Here is a 13,717-nt window from a genome sequence, read left to right on the forward strand (position 1 = left end):
CTGTCTGCATCGGGTTTTCTTGATGATTATGGAAATTTCTTTTCTACAAAACAGACTTTTTCATAATCTAACCCGATGTACAACCCTTCTGTGAGATTTCCGCGTCGACCGGGCGGTGCGCATTGCCGCCGCTACGCGATCTCCCACCTGCGTCATTCTGCCCAATGATGTGCAACTGCTTCCCTATGATGAACCTTCCATGGCGCATGGTTACACCCATACAGGCGTGGGATTTCCAGTGGAGAGCGGTATCCCAGATGAGGAGGGTGTGCGCCGGGCTGCGACGGTTCTGAATGCAGGGCGCAAAGTCGCGATTCTTGCCGGTGCCGGGGCTCTCGCGGCCACGGAGGAACTGATTGCCGTGGCGGATGTGCTGGGGGGCGGAATTGCAAAAGCGCTTCTGGGTAAAGCGGCAGTTCCCGATGACCTTCCTTTTGTCACGGGATCGATCGGACTTCTGGGTACGAAACCTTCATGGAATCTGATGAAGGAATGCGACACATTGCTGATGGTCGGCTCGTGCTTTCCTTACAGTGAATTTCTTCCTGTGCCCGGACGAGCCAGAGGCGTCCAGATCGATATCAATGGGAGCAACCTGTCCCTGCGTTACCCTATGGAGGTCAATCTTCAGGGTGATTCCCGGCAAACCTTGCGTGCGCTTCTGCCGTTGCTAATTCGCAAAACAGATCGGACGTGGCAGAAGGAAATCGAGAAGGATGTCGCGCAATGGTGGAACGTTCTCGATGCGCGCGCCATGACAGAGGCGAATCCGCTCAATCCGCAGCGGGTGTTCCGTGAGCTGTCTGCCCGCCTGCCGGACCGGGCGATCATAACGAGTGACTCCGGTTCCGTGGCGAACTGGTATGCCCGTGACATCCAGTTGCGGGAAGGCATGATGGGCTCGCTTTCCGGTGGACTGGCCTCAATGGGAGCGGGAACGCCATACGCCATCGCCGCCAAGATGGCGTATCCGGATCGGACCGTGATCGCCTGCATGGGAGATGGGGCCATGCAGATGAATGGTCTGAATGAAATGATCACGATTTCCAAATATTGGCGGCAATGGAAAACACCTCATTTGATCGTTCTTGTGCTGAACAATCAGGATCTTAATCAGGTGACATGGGAAGAGCGCATTCAACTTGGCGCGGGAAAGACGAACTCTACACAGAAGATACCGGATTTCCCGTATCATAAATATGCGGAGCTTCTTGGTCTGAAGGGCATCTATGTGGATGATCCGGAAAAGGTTGGCACGGCATGGGATGAGGCGCTGGCCGCTGACAGCCCTGTCATTCTGGAGGCCCGCACCGATCCTGATGTGCCGCCCCTCCCGCCGCATGTCACGATGGAACAGGCGCGGCATTTCCTGAGCATGCTGCCAGCCGATCCGGAACGTGGCAGTGTCATGAAGAATACATTCCGACAGCTTCTAAGTTCTTTTCGGCCCGCTCGCCGTCGGAAGTGAATGAGACATTCCTGTCTTTCTTGGATTTTTCAGGAACTACTGTCTTTCCCCATCCGTTGTTTAGGCACGTTTCCCGATCTGGCCGCGATGTGTGCGGGGCTGGAGTGTCGGGTACATTCCATTATGTGAAAAGGTGCTGATATGAAAACGATCCTGATAACAGGTGCCGGCTCCGGTTTTGGAGCGGAAACAGCCCTTCGACTTGCCGCGCAGGGAGAAGATGTGATCGCGGCCGTGCAGGTTCCGCCACAGATTCATGCACTGGAGAAGGAAGCGCAACGCCGTGGCGTAAAGCTTCGCATCGAAACTCTTGACGTGACATGCGAAGGGGATCGGAAAAAGGCAGAGCACTGGGATGTGGGCGTTCTGCTCAACAATGCCGGCATTTCAGAAGGTGGGGCCGTCGCGGACATTCCGGCTGAGAACCTGCGGCGACAGTATGACGTCAACATCATCGGACCGGTCCTGCTGACGCAGATCGTGCTGCGGGGCATGATCAAGCGGGGAGAGGGTAAGGTGGTGTTTATGTCGTCCGTCGCCGGGCTGACCACCGATCCTTTTGCCGGTGCCTATGCATCTTCCAAACATGCGATCGAAGCGATCGCTGAGGCGCTTCATCTGGAAATGCAGGAGTTTGGAATCGAGGTGGCCACGGTCAATCCGGGACCGTTCCTGACGGGTTTCAACGATCGGATGTTCGAGACATGGAAAGGCTGGTGTGATGACCCGTCGAAGCGGGTGTTCGATTACAGCCGGATCGCCTTTCCGCATGAGCAGTATGATCCGGAGCCCGTGATCGAGACCACGATTGGTGTCCTGACCGGGAAGATCGGCACTTATCGTAACGTCGAACCACAGGCGATCATCGGTCAGCAGCGACAGATGATGGACAAGGTCTGGACGCGCAAAAGTGCGGAAGGTCTCGGACAGCGCGCTGAACTTGTGCAGAAGGCCTACGAACTGAAGCCCGGCACGCCAGTCTGAGGTTAAGGTTCACGCATGCGGGGAACGCCCGGAGAATGCGCGTTCCCTCATCCCTACAACGTGACTCTAAATCTCTCGACTTTACACTTCCTACACCGCCACGCTCACGTCCGCGCGTTATAAGCGCCGGTCGCAAACCCTGACGCGCAGCAAGAACAACAATTCGGCCGGCAGGGAGGTATGTCATGAACCGCGAGACCGTCATCAGGGAGTTGGCGCCGGAAGGTGTCATCCGCACGGCCATCAATCTGGGTAACCCCGTTCTGGCGCAACGGGATGCCCAGCATGGGGATGTCGCGGGGGTGTCTGTCGATCTGGCGCGCGAGATCGCACGGCGACTGAAGGTGGACGTGCTGTTCGAGGCGTTCGCTGCCGCAGGCGATGTGACAGCGGCGGTGCCAACGGGACGGCTGGATCTGATGTTTCTCGCCGTCGATCCGAAACGGGCCGAGGAGATTCTCTTCACCGTTCCCTATGTGGTGATCGAGGGTACGTATCTGGTACGGGAGGACGCGCCCTTCCATGATGTTGCGGAACTGGATCGTGAGGGGGTGCGCATAGCGGTCGGTAAAGGGGCGGCGTACGATCTGTTTCTCTCGCGTGCGTTGAAACACGCGACGCTTGAGCGCGCCCCAACTTCGCCGGCGGCCATCGACCTGTTTGTGGAGTCGGGGCTGGAGGCTGCGGCGGGGGTGCGCCAGCCGCTCGCGGCTTGGGCGGCGAAACATCCGGGCTACCGGGTGCTGGACGGCCGTTTCACGTCCATTGAGCAGGGCATCGGCACACCGAAGGGGCGGGAGGCCGCGCGGGCGTGGTTGCAGGACTTCGTGGAGGACGTGAAAGCGAGCGGATTCGTGGCCGAGCGTCTGGCGGCGCATGGACAGACGGCGGCGACGGTTGCGCCGAAGGCGGCGGGTTTTCCGGTGTTTTGATGGGCAAAGCGGGCAGACGGTAGGATTTTTCTTGCCTTTGTTCTCATTATGTTCCAAAAGAGAACAAAGGCGAACGCTTTATTAACGAGCCGTTTGCGTCGGTGGGGCGGCGCCCGGAAAGGGTCGTCCGATTTCGGTATTCTGCAAGGAACATAGGCGCAGGCGGGTGCAATTCCCCGTTCCGCGCATTGCCCGAGAGGTCAGGCCTGTGACAGACTCGTCAGCCGGTATGATCAACATGCCCGAAATACCGTCGCTGCTTACGTTCATGACGAAGCCGGAGCGGGAAATCGGGGGTCGAGGAATGGAAATGGACAAGACGAAGGCTCTGGACGGGGCGCTAAGCCAGATCGAGCGCGCATTTGGCAAGGGGTCCATCATGCGGCTCGGCCAGCGCCCTCACCAGCAGGCGGATGCGATTCCGACGGGGTCGCTGGGACTGGACATCGCATTGGGCATCGGCGGTTTGCCGCGCGGGCGCATTGTTGAAATCTATGGCCCCGAGAGTTCGGGCAAGACGACGCTGGCCCTGCATGCGATCGCGGAGGCGCAGAAGCTTGGCGGCACCTGTGCCTTCATCGATGCCGAGCACGCGCTCGATCCGGGCTATGCCCGCAAGCTGGGTGTGGACATCGACAACCTGCTCATCAGTCAGCCCGATGCCGGTGAGCAGGCACTCGAGATTGCCGACACGCTGGTGCGTTCCGGTGCAATTGACGTGCTGGTGGTGGACAGTGTGGCGGCCCTTGTGCCGCGCGCCGAGCTTGAGGGCGACATGGGCGACAGCCATGTCGGCCTGCATGCGCGTCTCATGAGCCAGGCGTTGCGCAAGCTGACGGGCACGGTCTCGCGTTCCAACACGCTGCTGATCTTCCTCAACCAGATCCGTCTCAAGATCGGTGTGATGTTCGGCAATCCCGAAACGACGACGGGCGGCAACGCGCTGAAGTTCTACGCCTCGGTGCGTATGGATATCCGTCGGATCGGTGCGATCAAGGACAAGGATGAGGTTGTCGGCAACCAGACCCGCGTCAAGGTGGTGAAGAACAAGATGGCCCCGCCGTTCCGGCAGGTCGAGTTCGACATCATGTATGGCGAAGGCATCAGCAAGATGGGTGAACTGATCGATCTTGGCGTGAAGGCGGGCGTGGTGGAGAAATCTGGCGCGTGGTTCTCCTATGACAGCCAGCGCGTGGGGCAGGGACGTGAGAACGCCAAGCAGTTCCTGCGCGATCATCCGGAAATCGCCAAGCAGATCGAGCAGAAGGTGCGTGAGCAGGCGGGTGTCGTAGCGGAGGCCATGATGGACGGCCCTGACGAAGAAGACGGCTGAGGCATTTCAGGGAAAGGGCCGTTTCGCGTAAAGGCGGAACGGCCCTTTTTGTATCGGAGCCGGTATTCCTGCGGTTTTGTGGTAGAACGCAGCATCACACGACACAGGACAGAGAGTTCATGGTTGCCGCTTCCGCCATCCGCATCGTTCCTCCCGGTCGCCCGCTGCGGGGAAAGCTGGAACTTCCCGGCTCCAAATCCATCACCAACCGCGCGCTACTTCTGGCCGCCCTTTCCAAAGGGCGCAGCCTTCTGACAGGCGCGCTCAAGAGCGACGATACGCGCTACATGGCGAGAGCCCTCCAGCAGATGGGAGTGCAGGTCGAGGAACCGACGGAGACGAGTTTCGTCGTGACCGGAACGGGTGCGCTGGCCGTACCAGAGACTCCTCTGTTTCTGGGCAATGCGGGCACGGCGGTGCGGTTTCTCACGGCCGCCGTGGCCGCGCGCGTGCCGGGCGAGGTTGTGCTGGACGGTGACGAGCACATGCACAAGCGCCCCATCGGACCGCTTCTCTCTGCATTGGCGGCGCTCGGCGTGAAAGCCTCCGCGCCAACAGGCTGTCCGCCGGTGACTGTGGAGGGCACGGGCCATCTGGCCGGAGGGGAAGTGCGTATCGATGCCGGTCTGTCCAGCCAGTATGTCTCAGCCGTGCTCATGGCGGCAGGCTGTGCGGACGCACCTGTGGAGATTGCGCTTCAGGGAAGCGGGCTGGACGCGCGGGGTTATGTCGATCTGACCGTGGCCACCATGCAGGCTTTTGGTGGAGAGGTGCAGGCTGAGGACACCATGCGGTGGCGTGTGCAGCCCAAGCCTTATGTCGCCACGGATTTCTATATCGAGCCGGATGCGTCCGCCGCGACCTATCCTTGGGCGGCGGGCGTGCTGACGGGGGGCGGAATCGACGTGGGGCTGGACCCGATGGCGTTCTCGCAGCCCGACGCGAAGGCGTGGCAGATGATGACGCTGTTTCCGCACATGCCTGCCGAGATCGATGGTTCGCAGATGCAGGACGCGGTGCCGACACTGGCCGTGCTTGCGGCTTTCAATCAGACGCCGGTGCGGTTTGTCGGGATTCGCAATTTGCGGGTGAAGGAGTGCGACCGGATTTCCGCTGTCAGCACCGAACTGAACCGGATCTGTCCGGGGCTAGCGCGGGAGGACGGAGACGATCTGATCGTCAATGGTGATCCGACACTGGCCGGACAGTCACGCCCGACCCGGATCGAGACCTATTCCGATCATCGCATTGCCATGGCGTTTGCTCTGACCGGACTACTGATCGATGAGATCACGATCCTGAACCCTGCCTGCGTGGGCAAGACATGGCCCGGCTACTGGGATGCGCTGCGCGGGTTGGGTGTGGAGCTTGTGGCGGAATAGTTCGGCTTGGGGGCAGGTCTGGGTCAGTGTTCGATGACCCAGCCTCACCTGTCGGGACAATGTGAGCGTCGTGAGAGGATTCTTCTACTCGTCGTAAGCCGCCACAAACCCTTTCACATCTCCACACATCAGCTTGGGCAGGCGGTCGCGGATGACGTCCTCCGGCCAGTTCCACCATGCGATAGCCAGCAGCTGATCAACGATCTCAGCAGGAAAGCGGCGTCGAATGGTCTTCGCTGGATTACCACCCACAATGGTATAGGGTGCTAGCTAGGTGTTTATCCCCGGCACGCTGCACTCATCCGGCGAGGTTCAGGCCACATTCACTTCCATGACCGATCTGCGCAAAGAATGGTGGAGGACATTTCTCCTCTTCACGCCCGCGCGAGAACGTTGACATCCACTCCTTCCTCCCGTCTCATACGTCCCACCAAGGGGGGTTCCGCTCAAAGGAACTGAGAGGCCGCATGGCTCCTGCATGACAGGACGGCGCGGCGACCCTGCCGGTGTCATCATGACATCGGGGAACCTGATCCGGTTAGCACCGGCGGAGGGACTGGTCTGGTCGCACGCGCATGCCGTGTTTTCCGCACGGCAGAAGGCCAAAACGGCTCGGCCCGTTCCTCGCATACGACGCGAGGACGCAGACATGAACCACATCACCCCCAAAGGCGCCGACACTAAAGCGCCACCTCCCGGTCACGTCACCACCGGTCCCATCTGGGGATCGCGCAAGGTCCATTCCAGCCCCGAAGGCCGCCCCGACATCCGCGTGCCGTTCCGCGAAATCGCGCTCGATCCGTCCGCGAACGAAGCGCCGCTGCGTCTCTACGACACCTCCGGGCCTTACACGGACGACACGGCCACCATCGACGTGGCCAAAGGTCTGCCCAAGGTTCGTGCCGAATGGCTGACCAAGCGGGGCTTCAGCCCGGCCACGCCCCGCACTGTGCGCCCGGAAGACAACGGCGGCGCAACGGGCGATCATCTGGTCGATCCATGTCCGGCCCTTCACACAGTGCTGGAAGGCGGCAACGCCAAACTTGTCACACAGTACGAATTCGCACGCGCGGGCATCGTCACGGATGAGATGATCTACGTTGCGCATCGCGAAAATCTGGGCCGTCTCAAGGCCGCCGAAGGGGCCGCCGCCCGCCGTGCGGATGGCGAGGATTTCGGGGCCGCCATTCCCACCTTCGTCACGCCCGAGTTCGTACGTGAGGAAATCGCCCGTGGCCGCGCCATCATCCCGGCCAACATCAACCATCCCGAACTTGAGCCGGTCATCATCGGCCGCAACTTCCTTGTGAAGGTCAATGCCAATATCGGCAATTCGGCCGTAACCTCCTCTGCGGCCGAGGAAGTGGAAAAGCTGGTCTGGTCCATCCGCTGGGGCGCGGACACGGTGATGGACCTGTCCACGGGGCGCAACATTCACAACATCCGCGACTGGATTCTGCGCAACGCTCCCACGCCCATCGGCACGGTGCCGATGTATCAGGCTCTGGAAAAGGTCGGCGGTGACGTCAGCAAACTGTCATGGGAAGTGTTCCGCGACACGTTGATCGAACAGGCGGAGCAGGGGGTGGACTATTTCACCATCCACGCGGGCGTCCGTCTGGCGCATATTCCACTGACGGCGGATCGTGTGACGGGCATCGTCTCGCGCGGCGGCTCGATCATGGCGAGCTGGTGCCTGATGGAGCACCGCGAGAGCTTTCTCTATGAGCATTTTGAAGACATCTGCGACATCATGCGCAAATACGATGTCTCGTTCTCGCTGGGCGACGGCCTGCGCCCCGGCTCGGTTGCGGACGCCAACGACGCCGCCCAGTTCGCGGAACTGGAAACATTGGGCGAACTGACCAAGATTGCGTGGGCCAAAGGCTGCCAGGTGATGATCGAGGGGCCGGGCCATGTGGCCATGCACAAGATCAAGGCCAACATGGACAAGCAGCTCAAGGAATGTGACGAAGCGCCGTTCTATACGCTTGGCCCGCTGACAACCGACATCGCGCCGGGCTACGACCACATCACGTCCGCCATTGGCGCCGCCATGATCGGCTGGTTCGGCACGGCCATGCTCTGCTACGTCACGCCCAAGGAGCATCTGGGCCTGCCTAATCGTGACGATGTGAAGGTGGGCGTCATCACTTACCGCATCGCGGCCCATGCGGCGGACCTCGCGAAAGGGCATCCATCCGCCAAGCTGCGCGACGACGCGCTGAGCCGCGCACGCTTCTCCTTCCGGTGGGAGGACCAGTTCAAGCTCTCACTCGACCCGGACACGGCACGCGCCTATCACGATGAAACGCTGCCGAAGGAGGCGCACAAGACGGCGCATTTCTGCTCCATGTGCGGTCCGAAATTCTGTTCCATGCGTATCTCGCAGGACATCCGCGACGATGCCCAGCGGATCGCGGGCATGGAGGAAAAGAGCCGCGAATTCCGCGAAGCCGGGAACAAGGTCTACGTTCCAGCGGAGTGATCCGCACTCAGCCTCCGACGATCCCGTGATGGTCGGAGGTGCTTTAATTTAGTGCAATCTTAAGTTTGTTCTCTCGTGCTGTCCTCCGGTCCCGTCCGGAGGAAGCCGATGATGAAAAACCTTGCTCGTGCCGCGTTCACACTTGTCTGCCTCGCCAGCCCTGCGGCGGCGCAGGATTACTCGAACGCCCCGTCCCGTACAGCCTCCCAGCATTGGGACTACACCACGGGCGGCCAGCCCGCCCCAGTGGGCGATACCTATGAGAATTATCCGCCACCGCCTACGCAGGTCATCGTTTCACCGGGCATGACGGGAAGTGGCTGGGGATCGAACTCTTCAAGTGGTGGCTATGGGGGCCGCGGCTATGGCAACGCCGGGAACGGAGGCGCGGCATCTGTTCAGCAGGGCGGTGTGGGCTGGGGCAATGTGGGACAGGGAAATATCGGGGCTGGCAATATAGGTGCCGGAAATATCGGCGTTCGGCAGCCATAAGCGGTAGCAGCGCCTTTTCAGCGTTAATAAAATGTGAAAACTAGAGTGGGTATTCACAGGACGAGACTGGACAGATCACGCGATGTTAACGGACTGCGTTGCCCCTCAAGGCCTCACGGAATGGGACCACTTTCGACCAGCCCTCAGTGTGGCGGAATACGCTGTCTTTTATCCCCGGCACGATCATTACGGCTCTCTTCCCTGGGGCGTCTATGACCTCAACGGTCGTCTCAATGCCCGCGCAGCCCTGATTCAGGAAAAAAGCAATCTTGGTCATGGCCAGGAATGGATCGCGGCCAGCCCCCGCTGCAGCATGGACATGCCGGAAATCGAAAGTGCCGTTTACGGTGGCATGATCGGCCTGCATTATGGCCATACATTGCTCGAACTGCTGCCGCGTTTGTGGTAACTGCGCAATGTCGCAGCGCCATCTTCAAAAATTCTTGTCCATTGCGGTCCGGGTCTGGAAACGGCTTGGAGCACCCCATGGTTCAAAGAATTGATGGAACTGATCGGCATTTCCCCTAGTGATCTTATCTCTCCCACGACCACAACTCTCGTGCGCCGTCTTCTCCTTCCCGAGCCGACATTTCAGATCAATCATTTCTGTATGAAAGAATTTATCGCCTTTACCAACACCATCGGTGATCGCGTCACCCCTTCGACTGACGAACGACCGGTTTTTCTCACCAAGAAAAATCTTTCCCAAGGCGTGCTGAACTGCGTGAACGAGGATGAGTTCTGCGCACGGCTCGAATCGCGCGGGTTTCGGATTGAATCGCCTGAACATCATACATTGCGCCAGCAGATTGCGTTTTTTCACAATCCGGCAGGTGTGGCGGGCATGCTCGGATCGAATATGCACACCAGCATTTTCAGCCGAAAAGCTTACGGCCTTGTCTTGCATGTCGTGCCCTATAATTCAAACTCGTTCTACTTGCTTGACGCCTGTAATCAGGCCGATTTCCGCTACGTCACCAGCCCGTCCATTACCGAGACCGAAGCGGCGCCCGGATTCCGGCACAGTTTCCGCATGGAAAATCCTGTACAACTGGCCGATGCCTTCGCCGACGCTTTCTTTGCTCAACAGACAGAAATACTGTCCAAAAGACGGGCCAATCGCGCGCCGAAACAGTCCACTCCCATGGCTTTCTACGCTGTCCGCAATGAAACCGGAGAATTTCTCACGGCACGTCATGCCGACGGCAAACTGGTCGTCTCAAGCGAGGCCTCGCCTCTTCTCTATCCCATCATCGCGGCGCTGGGGCAGGACGGCAAAGTAGAACTATTCGCTGAAGCGCCAGCACCTTTTCCTGTCACTGCGTCAACCACCAGTCACTGGACCACCAGCATCTCCGGTCGTCTGACGATCGAAGACATTGAAGGCGTTTCGCAGCCCGGCATTCAGCACAACGGGAAATGGCTTACCCTCCCTCCCCACAGCGATGGCACCGAAGCCTCATTCCGCGCCGAAATCCAGCTTGGATGGGAATGTGTCACGTTCGTTGAACTCTCCCTCGAACGTAATCAGGCTGCACAAAGGCTGTACGATCAGATTCATGGCCATCGCCAGCAGGCGGCACGCGTCTCCGGCGGCTTCCTGATGGCCTGACGCCCTGTAAAACTTCGCAACGCACCCTATATTCTCCGGTGGGACCACAAGGGATACCGACCGGATCATGACCGCACGACCAGTCTCCTCTTCCGCCATCCGCGTGAAGGGGGCGCGCGCCCACAATCTCCGCTCTGTTGACGTGGATATTCCGCGTGACCAGTTGACGGTCATCACCGGCCTGTCCGGCTCCGGCAAGTCGTCGCTCGCCTTCGACACGATCTATGCCGAAGGTCAGCGCCGCTATGTGGAAAGCCTGTCCGCCTATGCCCGCCAGTTCCTCGAACTGATGGGCAAGCCGGACGTGGACTCCATCGAAGGCCTCTCACCCGCCATCTCCATCGAGCAGAAAACGACGTCCAAGAACCCGCGCTCGACGGTCGGCACAGTCACGGAAATCCACGATTACATGCGCCTGCTTTGGGCGCGCGCGGGCATTCCCTACTCACCCGCCACCGGCCTGCCCATTGAAGCTCAGACCGTCAGCCAGATGGTAGACCGCGTCACGGCCATGAAAGACGGCACGCGGCTGATGTTGCTGGCCCCGGTCATTCGTGACCGCAAAGGCGAATACCGCAAGGAACTGGGTGAACTTCAGCGCAAAGGATTCTCGCGCGTGAAGGTGGACGGCACTCTTTACGAAATCGAGGACGTGCCGAACCTCAACCGCAAGCTCCGCCACACCATCGAAGTCGTGGTGGATCGCGTGGTGGTGAAACCGGGCATCGAGAGCCGTCTGGCGGACAGTTTCGAGACGGCGCTGGATCTTGCGGACGGACTTGCCATCACGGAAGAAGTGGTGCGTGACAGCAAGGAAGACGGGGCGCGCACGGTCTTTTCCTCGCGCTTTGCCTGCCCGGAAAGTGGCTTCACGCTTGAAGAGATCGAGCCGCGCCTGTTTTCCTTCAACGCGCCGCAGGGAGCGTGTCCCGCCTGTGACGGTATCGGCACCGAAACATTTTTCGACCCGGATCTTGTCGTGCCGGACGAAAATCTCTCTCTCGCCCAAGGCGCCATCGCCCCATGGCGCGGCCAGCGCACGCCTTTTGCCGAAGACATTTTGCGGTGTGTCGCCAAGCATCTTGGCGTCTCCATGGACACACCGTGGCGCGATCTGCCGGACGAGGCGCAGGATGCCATCCTCAACGGCACGGCCGAGGAGGTGCATTTCACGTGGAAAGACGGCTATCGCAGCCAGACGGACACCAAGAAGTTCGAAGGTGTCATTCCAAGCCTCGCACGGCGGATGAAGCGCACCGACAGCATATGGGAACGTGAGGAACTCTCGCGCTACCAGTCGGACAAGCCCTGTCATGTCTGTCATGGCGCGCGCCTTCGCCCCGAAGCGCTGTGTGTGAAAGTGGCCGGACGCACCATCGCGGAAGCCTCCGACTTCCCCATCCGTGAGGCGCATGAATGGTTCGCCACCGTTCTGCCAACCCTGACGCCGCAACGTGCCGAGATCGCGCGGCGTATCCTGCGCGAGATTGAGGAACGTCTGAAATTCCTGGTCGATGTCGGGCTGGATTACCTCACCCTCTCTCGCGGCTCCGCAACACTCTCGGGCGGCGAAAGCCAACGCATCCGTCTGGCCAGCCAGATCGGCTCCGGGCTGACGGGCGTGCTGTATGTGCTGGATGAGCCCTCCATCGGCCTGCATCAGCGCGACAACGAGCGCCTGCTCGGCACGCTGGAGCGGCTCAAGTCACTGGGCAACACGTTGATCGTGGTCGAGCATGATGAGGATGCCATCCGCAGTGCGGACTGGCTGATCGACATGGGACCGGGCGCGGGCGTGAAAGGCGGCACGGTGGTCGCCAGCGGCACACCGGCGGAAGTCGCGCAGTGCAAGGACAGCCTGACTGGTGACTATCTCTCCGGTCGGCGGAAAGTTCCTGTGCCCGCCACGCGACGTCCGTTCGATCTCAAGCGTCTCATCACTGTGCGCAATGCCACAGGCAACAATCTTAAGGGTGTGACGGCACAATTTCCGCTGGGCACCTTCACCTGCATTACGGGCGTGTCCGGTTCGGGCAAATCCACGCTGGTCATCGACACACTTTACAAAACGCTGTCACGCCGTCTGATGGGGTCCTCACAAGTGCCCTCGCACTGCGATGGCGTGGACGGGCTGGAACAGCTCGATAAGATCATCGACATCGACCAGTCCCCCATCGGGCGGACACCGCGCTCAAACCCGGCCACCTATACGGATTTGTTCACGCCCATTCGTGACTGGTTTTCCGAACTGCCGGAGAGCAAGGCGCGCGGCTACAAGCCGGGGCGTTTCTCGTTCAATGTGAAGGGAGGGCGGTGCGAGGCCTGTCAGGGCGACGGCGTGCTCAAGATCGAGATGCACTTCCTGCCCGACGTGTTCGTCACCTGTGACACCTGCAAAGGCGCACGCTACAACCGCGAAACGCTGGAGGTGAAGTTCCGGGGCAAGTCCATCGCGGATGTACTCGCCATGAGCGTGGACGAAGCTTTTCCCCTGTTCGAGGCGCAGCCGCGCATCCGTGACCGACTGGCCATCCTGCAGAAAGTGGGACTGGGGTACGTGGCGCTGGGACAGCAGGCCACCACACTTTCGGGAGGTGAGGCACAGCGCGTAAAGCTCTCCAAGGAACTCGCCCGCCGTGCTACGGGACGGACGATGTATATCCTGGATGAGCCGACCACGGGTCTGCACACCGAAGACGTGCGCAAGCTGCTGGAAGTGCTGCATGCGCTGGTGGATCAGGGCAACACGGTCGTGGTGATCGAGCACAATCTGGAGGTCATCAAGACTGCCGACTGGATCATCGATATCGGCCCGGAAGGCGGCAGCGGCGGTGGGCGCGTGGTGGCGGCCGGAACGCCGGAGGACATCGCGGCCTGCCCGGAAAGTCATACGGGGCGGTTCCTCGCACCATTGCTGGACGAGGTGCCCGTACTCCCCACACCTGCGAAAAAGCCTTCCGCCACAAAGAAGAAAACCGCTCCTTCTGCGAGAAAAAGCAAACCCCGGACACGAAAAAAGGCCTGAA

Annotated in this window: 10 protein-coding genes and 1 pseudogene; 10 read left to right on the forward strand and 1 reads right to left on the reverse strand. The window is 60.2% G+C overall.

Annotation, left to right across the window (positions count from 1 at the left end):
* Positions 1 to 103: 103 nt before the first annotated feature.
* The 5 genes and pseudogenes from GOB87_RS11970 to GOB87_RS11990 form a co-directional block, all read left to right on the forward strand.
* A pseudogene (locus GOB87_RS11970) lies at positions 104 to 1,468 on the forward strand (thiamine pyrophosphate-requiring protein); the annotation flags it as partial.
* Positions 1,469 to 1,609: 141 nt separating this feature from the next.
* Positions 1,610 to 2,452, forward strand: coding sequence for an SDR family oxidoreductase (locus GOB87_RS11975; RefSeq protein ID WP_166317038.1), 843 nt, complete (start codon positions 1,610 to 1,612; stop codon positions 2,450 to 2,452).
* A gap of 185 nt (positions 2,453 to 2,637) precedes the next feature.
* A complete protein-coding gene (locus GOB87_RS11980; RefSeq protein ID WP_166317041.1) occupies positions 2,638 to 3,384 on the forward strand; it encodes a transporter substrate-binding domain-containing protein in 747 nt (248 codons plus the stop codon).
* A 310-nt stretch (positions 3,385 to 3,694) separates the two neighbouring features.
* Complete coding sequence (gene recA, locus GOB87_RS11985; protein WP_242006366.1) at positions 3,695 to 4,717, forward strand: recombinase RecA; 1,023 nt, start codon at positions 3,695 to 3,697, stop codon at positions 4,715 to 4,717.
* Between the two features lie 119 nt (positions 4,718 to 4,836).
* Positions 4,837 to 6,099, forward strand: a complete 1,263-nt coding sequence (locus GOB87_RS11990) for a 3-phosphoshikimate 1-carboxyvinyltransferase (RefSeq protein WP_166317044.1) — start codon at positions 4,837 to 4,839, stop codon at positions 6,097 to 6,099.
* Positions 6,100 to 6,183: 84 nt separating this feature from the next.
* Here the strand turns inward: GOB87_RS11990 and GOB87_RS11995 are convergent, their stop codons facing one another.
* Positions 6,184 to 6,351, reverse strand: a complete 168-nt coding sequence (locus GOB87_RS11995; protein ID WP_166317047.1) for a hypothetical protein — start codon at positions 6,349 to 6,351, stop codon at positions 6,184 to 6,186.
* A gap of 397 nt (positions 6,352 to 6,748) precedes the next feature.
* Here GOB87_RS11995 and thiC point away from each other — a divergent pair, with 397 nt between their 5' ends.
* From thiC to uvrA, 5 genes are all read left to right on the forward strand, one after another.
* Complete coding sequence (gene thiC, locus GOB87_RS12000) at positions 6,749 to 8,587, forward strand: phosphomethylpyrimidine synthase ThiC (RefSeq protein WP_166317134.1); 1,839 nt, start codon at positions 6,749 to 6,751, stop codon at positions 8,585 to 8,587.
* Between the two features lie 111 nt (positions 8,588 to 8,698).
* Positions 8,699 to 9,079, forward strand: a complete 381-nt coding sequence (locus tag GOB87_RS12005) for a hypothetical protein (protein WP_166317050.1) — start codon at positions 8,699 to 8,701, stop codon at positions 9,077 to 9,079.
* A gap of 82 nt (positions 9,080 to 9,161) precedes the next feature.
* Positions 9,162 to 9,488 carry a hypothetical protein gene (locus GOB87_RS12010; protein ID WP_166317053.1) on the forward strand — a complete coding sequence of 109 codons (327 nt, stop codon included), beginning with the start codon at positions 9,162 to 9,164 and terminating at the stop codon, positions 9,486 to 9,488.
* Between the two features lie 150 nt (positions 9,489 to 9,638).
* Positions 9,639 to 10,691 carry a glycosyltransferase family 61 protein gene (locus GOB87_RS12015; protein WP_338421436.1) on the forward strand — a complete coding sequence of 351 codons (1,053 nt, stop codon included), beginning with the start codon at positions 9,639 to 9,641 and terminating at the stop codon, positions 10,689 to 10,691.
* Between the two features lie 67 nt (positions 10,692 to 10,758).
* A complete protein-coding gene (uvrA, locus tag GOB87_RS12020) occupies positions 10,759 to 13,716 on the forward strand; it encodes an excinuclease ABC subunit UvrA (protein WP_166317059.1) in 2,958 nt (985 codons plus the stop codon).
* Position 13,717 lies beyond the last annotated feature (1 nt).

This window comes from Acetobacter estunensis, assembly GCF_011516945.1.
Taxonomy (GTDB): domain Bacteria; phylum Pseudomonadota; class Alphaproteobacteria; order Acetobacterales; family Acetobacteraceae; genus Acetobacter; species Acetobacter estunensis.

Coding starts and splice junctions, on each gene's coding strand:
- GOB87_RS11980 (WP_166317041.1), top strand. CDS start 2,638: ATGAACCGCGAGACCGTCATCAGGGAGTTGGCGCCGGAAGGTGTCATC.
- GOB87_RS11990 (WP_166317044.1), top strand. CDS start 4,837: ATGGTTGCCGCTTCCGCCATCCGCATCGTTCCTCCCGGTCGCCCGCTG.
- recA (WP_242006366.1), top strand. CDS start 3,695: ATGGACAAGACGAAGGCTCTGGACGGGGCGCTAAGCCAGATCGAGCGC.
- GOB87_RS12005 (WP_166317050.1), top strand. CDS start 8,699: ATGAAAAACCTTGCTCGTGCCGCGTTCACACTTGTCTGCCTCGCCAGC.
- uvrA (WP_166317059.1), top strand. CDS start 10,759: ATGACCGCACGACCAGTCTCCTCTTCCGCCATCCGCGTGAAGGGGGCG.
- GOB87_RS12010 (WP_166317053.1), top strand. CDS start 9,162: ATGTTAACGGACTGCGTTGCCCCTCAAGGCCTCACGGAATGGGACCAC.
- thiC (WP_166317134.1), top strand. CDS start 6,749: ATGAACCACATCACCCCCAAAGGCGCCGACACTAAAGCGCCACCTCCC.
- GOB87_RS11975 (WP_166317038.1), top strand. CDS start 1,610: ATGAAAACGATCCTGATAACAGGTGCCGGCTCCGGTTTTGGAGCGGAA.